The sequence below is a fragment of the Eudoraea sp. genome, from assembly GCF_049669105.1.
Taxonomy (GTDB): domain Bacteria; phylum Bacteroidota; class Bacteroidia; order Flavobacteriales; family Flavobacteriaceae; genus Eudoraea.
This window is the reverse complement of record NZ_JBATKE010000189.1, coordinates 1-7,644: the sequence shown is the minus strand read 5'-3', so window position 1 is coordinate 7,644 and position 7,644 is coordinate 1. Positions and strand designations below refer to the sequence as shown.

At 35.5% G+C, this 7,644-nt stretch carries 6 protein-coding genes; 1 reads left to right on the top strand and 5 read right to left on the bottom strand.

Features of this window, described 5'->3' with window-relative positions; translation table 11 throughout:
• From WBM60_RS14560 to ppdK, 3 genes are all read right to left on the bottom strand, one after another.
• The coding region (locus WBM60_RS14560) for a GDP-mannose 4,6-dehydratase (RefSeq protein ID WP_424283253.1) at positions 1-147 on the bottom strand (147 nt) is incomplete at its 3' end.
• Between the two features lie 1,084 nt (positions 148-1,231).
• On the bottom strand, positions 1,232-1,972 hold the full coding sequence (locus WBM60_RS14555) for a tyrosine-protein phosphatase (protein WP_424283251.1): 741 nt from the start codon (positions 1,970-1,972) through the stop codon (positions 1,232-1,234).
• Positions 1,973-2,048: 76 nt separating this feature from the next.
• On the bottom strand, positions 2,049-4,769 hold the full coding sequence (gene ppdK / locus WBM60_RS14550) for a pyruvate, phosphate dikinase (protein ID WP_424283250.1): 2,721 nt from the start codon (positions 4,767-4,769) through the stop codon (positions 2,049-2,051).
• Positions 4,770-5,167: 398 nt separating this feature from the next.
• Here ppdK and WBM60_RS14545 point away from each other — a divergent pair, with 398 nt between their 5' ends.
• Entirely contained in the window at positions 5,168-6,277 is a 1,110-nt protein-coding gene (locus tag WBM60_RS14545; RefSeq protein ID WP_424283249.1) for a methyltransferase domain-containing protein, read from the top strand.
• A gap of 46 nt (positions 6,278-6,323) precedes the next feature.
• Here WBM60_RS14545 and WBM60_RS14540 read toward each other — a convergent pair whose 3' ends face one another.
• On the bottom strand, positions 6,324-6,536 hold the full coding sequence (locus WBM60_RS14540; RefSeq protein ID WP_424283252.1) for a T9SS type A sorting domain-containing protein: 213 nt from the start codon (positions 6,534-6,536) through the stop codon (positions 6,324-6,326).
• 43 nt (positions 6,537-6,579) lie between these two features.
• The gene (locus tag WBM60_RS14535; protein WP_424283248.1) at positions 6,580-7,266 is read right to left on the bottom strand and encodes a LamG domain-containing protein; all 687 of its coding nucleotides are present in this window, start codon (positions 7,264-7,266) and stop codon (positions 6,580-6,582) included.
• Positions 7,267-7,644 lie beyond the last annotated feature (378 nt).

Genomic DNA, 7,644 nt, shown 5'->3' with positions numbered 1-7,644 from the left:
TCCTTCAATATCTATTAGATTTTCTAAATTTCCGGCATAAGTCAGTGCGTCCAAATTATAAATATGATATTCAGGATACTTATTGACCAATCTTCTGACAACATGTGAGCCAATAAAACCAGCTCCTCCTGTTACTAATATTTTCATTTCATTTTATTTATCAATTAAGTAATTTATTATCTCCATTCGAAAGTTTGAAAATCATTTTCAAGATAATCTTCATACTTGAATAGAACTTATATTCCTGGAAATCAAACTTCTTTTATCAACTATTAAATTATTGTAAGAGAAAGCAGTAAAAGACCGAAAAATAGAAGTTGAAATCGGCAACATTTCCATTTGTAATCCTTGTTTTATTTTGTAGTTGGATACAACAAAATTTTTCATAATTTTTTCTAAACGATCCGAGTTAATAGGAAGCGGCAATAGTTCTCCCAATTTTGTAATAAAAAGAACCAACTTTGTCGGGAATTTCAATAGGGACACTTTTTTGTTCAATGTGCGACCAAATAATACGAAAAAACCTGTACTTCCAGTTATGAGCAATTTCATTTCAGCGGCTTATTTTTATATTTAACTCTGATCTGGAAAAAAAATTTTACACTAGCATGTCTTTGGAAATTTAGCTCCATAAAACATTACTTTTGATTTTACTATCTACTCTGGTCATAATCACTGGGAATATCCAAAGGACCTACATATTGGCCATTAAAATCGAAAGACCTGCGATAAAAAAAGGTTGAAAAATAAATCTAACAAGTAGGTCATAAGATAGTTTTAGTTCTTTCAGGATATTCTATTAACTTCATGCAAAAATAGCAAATGTTATAATTGAAATTTGGGGTAAATTTAAATCGAAGATATGGCACATTAAATAATTAACACTTTATTTCTCGATTAAACACATAAAAACTATTTTATCGACATAATTTAATTAAAAAAATACTTTTTGTAATTGAATGTTTGCTTTTATTTTGTAAAAACAACCGTGGGTTAAATTCAAAAGTTCAAGAGGTATTTATTATCGAAATTTTAAATCTGTTTCATAAGACAGGGCCGGGTAAACTGTACTAAAAGTGCCAGATTTTACATTGAAATTAAACAAAGAAGGGAAGCTCAAAGGGCTTTCATTTATAGTTAATGATGTTAAATCATCTTATCTGTCTTATGGCGGTAGATACTAATATGGCTATGGCAAATCAGTTAAAAAATGGCAGCGCCTTTAGGATACTTAATAAAATTGATTGATAGTGTTGTTTATTAAAGGTATAATACTTTCAGACAGACCAGCATTAATTTTTATTTCTTTTAAATATTCTATCTGCTCTCTACGGTGTATGTCTGAGGCTATATAATCAATTAGGCCGTGATCTAATAGATTTAAGGCCATCTTATGTACCTCCGGTCCATAATAATCGCTTAAGGATAAGATATTAAGTTGATACTGGACCCCTTTTTTTTTATACTTTGAATAATTATTTTTATTGGTATGCCAATATCCGTAACGTTCAGGATGTGCCAGAATAGGAAACAAGCCTTTTTTCATAACATTTTGTATGGCATCATCAAAGTTAATTGAAGCCTGCAAATAAGACATTTCAACCAATAAATACTGCTTTCTCATAGACATTACTTCGCCTTGCTCAAGTAGCTCTTCGAAATTGTCATCTATCATATGTTCAGCAGAGGCCTCAATGGAGATGTCTTTTAAATCGTTTGCTAACAACGCATTAGTTAACAGATCTAACGAATTAGTGATGGTTTCTTTAGTATTTGGGTATAAATTACTCATGATATGAGGAGTGGCAACCAGGTTAGTTATCCCAAGCTCCTTAAAGCCACGAATCAGATCTACAGATTCCTGTACATTTTTAGCCCCATCGTCTATGCCCGGGAGAATATGGTTGTGGATATCCACAAAATTATGCAGATAATCTACCAGATATTTTTTCTTACTAAAAATATGAAACATACAATAGTTATTGTAAGCACAAAAATAGTGTTTAATGCTTTAAAATAACCATTTACATCTATGTCCACTTTGAAGCTTAAGAAATGGCTGCCTGGGCCGCAGCTATCCTTGCAATAGGGACCCTAAACGGGGAACAACTTACATAATTCAGCCCTGTTCGGTAGCAGAAATCGACAGAACTGGGTTCGCCACCATGTTCTCCACAAATACCTACCTTTAAATCAGGTTTTGTTTTTCTGCCCCTTTCCGTTCCCATTTCAACTAATTGTCCTACTCCTTCCTGATCCAGTACTTCAAAAGGATCAGAGGTTAGTATTCCTTCTTTCAAATATATCCCAAGAAAGGAACCGGCATCATCTCTGGAGTATCCATAAGTCATTTGAGTAAGGTCATTTGTGCCAAATGAAAAGAAATCAGCATGTTCGGCAATTTGGTCTGCCATGAGTGCTGCACGTGGAATTTCAATCATAGTTCCTACAAGGTATTCCACACTATCTTTACGCTCTTTAAATACTTTTTGAGCCGTAGATCTGATCACATTTTCCTGAGAGACAAATTCCATAACTGTACCAACAAGGGGCACCATTATTTCTGGGATTACTTCAATGCCCTTTTCTTTTAAATTTAAGGCGGCTTCAATGATTGCACGGGTCTGCATTTCGGTTATTTCCGGATAGGTAATTCCCAAACGGCATCCTCTATGGCCAAGCATTGGGTTGAATTCCTGAAGATCCGCTACTTTATTTTTTACAGAAGCCAAGGAAATATGAAGATCCTCTGCCAGTTCTTTTTGAGTAGCCAATTGGTGAGGCACGAATTCATGTAATGGTGGATCGAGCAAACGAATAGTAACCGGAAATCCCTTCATAGCTTCGAAGATTCCTTCAAAATCTGAACGTTGCATTGGGAGGAGATCTCTAAGAGCCGCTTTTCTACCTTTTATGGTATCGGCCAAAATCATTTCCCTCATGGCCCGGATCCGGTCTACCTCAAAAAACATATGCTCGGTCCTGGTAAGTCCAATACCTTCGGCACCAAAATTACGGGCTGCTTTGGCATCTTTAGGGGTGTCTGCATTAGTACGAACTTTCATAGTCCTATACTTGTCAGATAGTTTCATGATTTCCGCAAATTCCCCACTTAATTCCGGCTCCATGGTAGGTACTTTACCTTCAATAATATTACCGGTAGAACCATTTAAGGAAATCCAATCTCCTTCGTGATATTCTTTATTATCAACCCTTAAAACTCGGTTTTTATAATCAATCTTTAGTGCACCTGCGCCGGAAACACAGCATTTACCCATTCCTCGTGCCACCACAGCTGCGTGAGAAGTCATTCCCCCCCTGGCAGTGAGTATTCCTTTGGCAATGTTCATACCTTCAAGGTCCTCGGGCGAAGTTTCTATACGAGTAAGAATGGTATATTTATACTTATCTGCTTCATCGGCAAAAAATACAATCTGGCCCGTCGCGGCGCCCGGAGAGGCCGGTAAACCCTGAGCAATAATATTATCCTTGTTTATACTGCGGGTGTCAAAGACAGGGTGTAGCAATTCATCCAGTTTATTGGGCTCTATACGCATCAATGCTTCTTTTTCATCAATCTGGCCCTCTTTAAGAAGATCAACGGCAATTTTTACCATGGCAGCTCCGGTTCTTTTACCATTTCTGGTTTGCAGGATCCATAGTTTCCCTTCCTGAATGGTAAACTCCATATCCTGCATATCGCGGTAATGTTTTTCCAGTTTTTCCTGATAATCATTCAATTCTGAGAAGATAGCTGGCATTAGCTCTTCCAAGGAAGGATAATTGGCTGCTCTTTCAGCTTCTTTTACCTGTGCCAGTAAGGCCCAGCGTTCTGAGCCTAATTTTGTTATTTGCTGAGGCGTTCTGACCCCCGCAACAACATCTTCTCCCTGTGCGTTTATCAGATATTCCCCATTAAAAACATTCTCTCCTGTTCCTGCATCCCTGGTAAAACAAACCCCTGTTCCGGAATTTTGTCCCATGTTCCCATATACCATAGCCTGAACATTAACAGCAGTACCCCAGTCTGCAGGGTAACCGTTCATTTTTCTGTAATAAATAGCTCTGTCCCCATTCCAACTATCAAATACGGCCATAATGGCTCCCCATAATTGATCCCAGGGATCCAATGGAAAATCATGACCTGTTTGTTTTTTTACGGCATCCTTGAAGTCATATACCAAATCCTGTAAATCCTGCACGGTAAACTCGGTGTCTAATTCTATATTTCGCTTATCTTTAAGATGCTCCATGATTTCCTCAAAAGGATCGATGTCTTCTTTGGTTTCAGGTTTCATCCCAAGGACAACCCCTCCATACATTTGAATAAAACGACGATAGGAATCCCATGCAAAGCGTTCGTTTTTTGTTTTTTCGACCAATCCGGATATCACCTCGTCATTAAGTCCAAGGTTCAGTACGGTATCCATCATTCCGGGCATAGAAACGCGGGCCCCGGAGCGAACAGAAATAAGTAATGGATTTTCATTATCACCAAATTTGGTTCCCATAATTCCTTCAATATTCTTGATAGCTTGCTTGACTTCGTCCTTTATATATTTGACGACCTTATTTTTACCCAGTTCATTATATTCCGTACAAACCTCTGTAGTAATTGTAAATCCGGGAGGTACAGGAATACCAATTGCACTCATTTCTGCAAGATTGGCGCCCTTGCCACCTAACAGGTTCTTCATTTTACTGTTACCATCGGCTGTTTTATTTCCAAACCTGTAGACTCTTGTTTTTACTTCGGATATCGTTTCCATGGAAAAATTCTTTTTAAATATTATTCAACACCGAAATTAATCTCATTATGGCTCCGATTTTATGACATATATCATAAATATGAAAATAGGGACTGTAATGTAATTAATGTTACAAAATATATGAGTTCTGATACTAGAATGGCATATTATAACTAAGGTATAAAAACCTGACCTTTACTAATGATTCAGTCAAATTCATTCACTCATAAGTACCCATAAAAGGTAGTTTATCTGAATTAAGGAAATTTAAACGGAAATATTCTATGTTGACTTTTAAAAATATTTAGTTTGGTAAAAGTTTATAAGAACACTTGCATTGAATTCTAAAATTATCGGAATTATTTTTAGCGAACCTCGGTCATTTTAAATACGGATTATTATTTTAAAAATTAAGCATTATGATAGGATCAAAAGTGATTTGTCCCTCGTGTAAAGAAAATAGTATTACTGATCGTTATCAAACTTACTGGATGTGTAGTGCATGTGGCGAGAAATATTCTTGTGTAAGTGGCATTCCAAAGCTTTATGTAGAAGATTCTCTGGGTAAGTCAGATAAGGGACTTAGAGATAAAGTTTATAAGTATATGGCATGGTTTTATAATTTTTGGAACCCTTTCTTTATGCTTCCAGTTAGACCAGTAAAAATATCTCTTAAATACTGGATTGTATATTTTCTATTAGTGTTTTCCTTTATTTTCATGGTCTATAATTTGATAGATTTGATTGCATATCGTGGCATTGATGACGTAAAGAGTTATGATTTTTTATTATTTGCGGCTTTGGTAATTTTTATTTTTGTGTTTTCAAAACAACAGCGATATGCTTATTTGCTTTTGCTTGCTATTCCTATAAAAATTATTCTTGCGATTCGGAAATTTGTGCCTGAAAAAAGCGCCTCTTCTGTTCATGAAGGGTTTCTGAAGGAATATCTGGGGTCAGATAAAAAAATAAAAATGCTTGATATTGCCAGTGGTACTGGCCATGCATTTTTACGTGGTTATTTGAATCTGAATGCAGATTACACGGCAGTGGACCTTTCTGAGGGTATGATTGTACAGGGAAGGGATTTAATGAGTAAACAGAAGGCTCCTGTAGATTTCATTCTGGCTGATGCCACCAATCTTCCTTTTAAATCCGGGACATTTGATATTTGCACAAATTATGGGGCATTTAATGGATTTGCTGACACAAAAAGTGCTCTGAAGGAAATGATTAGAGTGACTAAAAATGGTGGAAAAATCCTTATTTTTGATGAACAGGAGTATCCAGAGGCCACTTGGTTAGAACATTTGTATTATAAAAAGGTGTTTGCCTGTTACAATACTCTTGCAGGCAGCCCTGTTGATTTGCTTCCGGAGGAACTTGAAGATATGGAGGTACATCAGCTGTATGAGTTTGTTTATGTTTTTACTGCCAGAAAAAAGAAGTTGGAAGTCCAGAAAGAAACAGAAAGAATTTTGAAGTCCAGAAAAAAAATGATATCACAACAGGTTCAATCAAATCAATAATGGGAGTCTAAACCTAAACTATAAGATAGGTTTTGTTGTAAAACGTTTATTTTCTTACAACCAATTTTTGACTTTCAATTAGTCCGTTATTTGTCTTTATAATCAAGAAATATATCCCACTTTGTAAATGTGAAGTGGAAAATTTTTTTTCTATTGCAAAACTCATTACTTGTTTTTCTTGTAAATCATATAGATCGGTTGAAAAATGTGAATAGTTTGATAGTATATTCGGACGTGTCAACGCAGGATTCGGATATATTACAAAGAGATTTGGTTTTAAAGAACTTTCAGATCAGAAATGCTTAGTGTTCGAATTGGCCATTATACAGACTGTCAATTTCTTGTTCAGTCAGACCTCTATTATAAATTCTTACTTCATCTATTTTGCCGTGAAAGAATTTTGGCACATCTCTGCCAGCAAAACTTAGACCAATCCTAAAAATACTGTTTTGGGGTATCTTGCTAAGGTGGGGTCTGTCATGTCCGCCCTTAAATGATTGAGCAATTCCGTCAATATATAATTCTACATTTTTGTCTGAATAAATAGCAACTAAATGATACCATTTATTGTATTTAAAAGTACTGTCACCTTTTACACTTGTGCTATCTTTTTCACGAGCACTCGCATGATGAGCTTGAAAACGGGTGTCTGCATCTGTTCGCACTCTTAGTTGTAAAGTTCCGGATGTTTTTTTGCCAAATCCCAGCCCGGAAAAATTGTTGTTTTTGGATATTTGTTGTGGATAAATCCAGGCAGAAATTGAAATGGTGTCCTGTGAGGAAACGTCTAAAATAGAACCACAGTGTATAAAATCATAGATTCCATCAAAAAAATAGGCTGAATTACTATTCCCAAATCTGTTAGTTGTTAAGGTAGCACCATGGACTTGGCCATGGCAATTATTTGAAGAAGTATCATTTGCATGGCCATTAAATGAATAATGGGCAATTAAGCCATCAGTTAAGGTAGATTGACCTATGCAATTCATTGTTTGTTTTTTGCCTGGTTCTGTTTCGGTAATCTTGTTTCTTTACTCCAATACTTGTGGTAGATACTTAATTAAGTCCTTTTTTCATAATGATTTGTTCTATCAACCGTAAGTTGGAGATAAATAGATTTTTTTTGAGTCTTTACTCAAAATCGGTAATGTACGTTTTCATATGAGTGGACTATAACCACTCTAAATTTACGATTTTTGGTTATCATTTTCAATATATTCCACACATTATTTCTTATTTAATCCATAACTATCATTATCATTCAATTACTAAATATTATAAATAATAAGTTTAAATATTGAGGTTTTAGACGTTGTAGCATATTTAGTGTAGGTTTTATGCAGTTCCACATCTTAAAGATCCGAGTC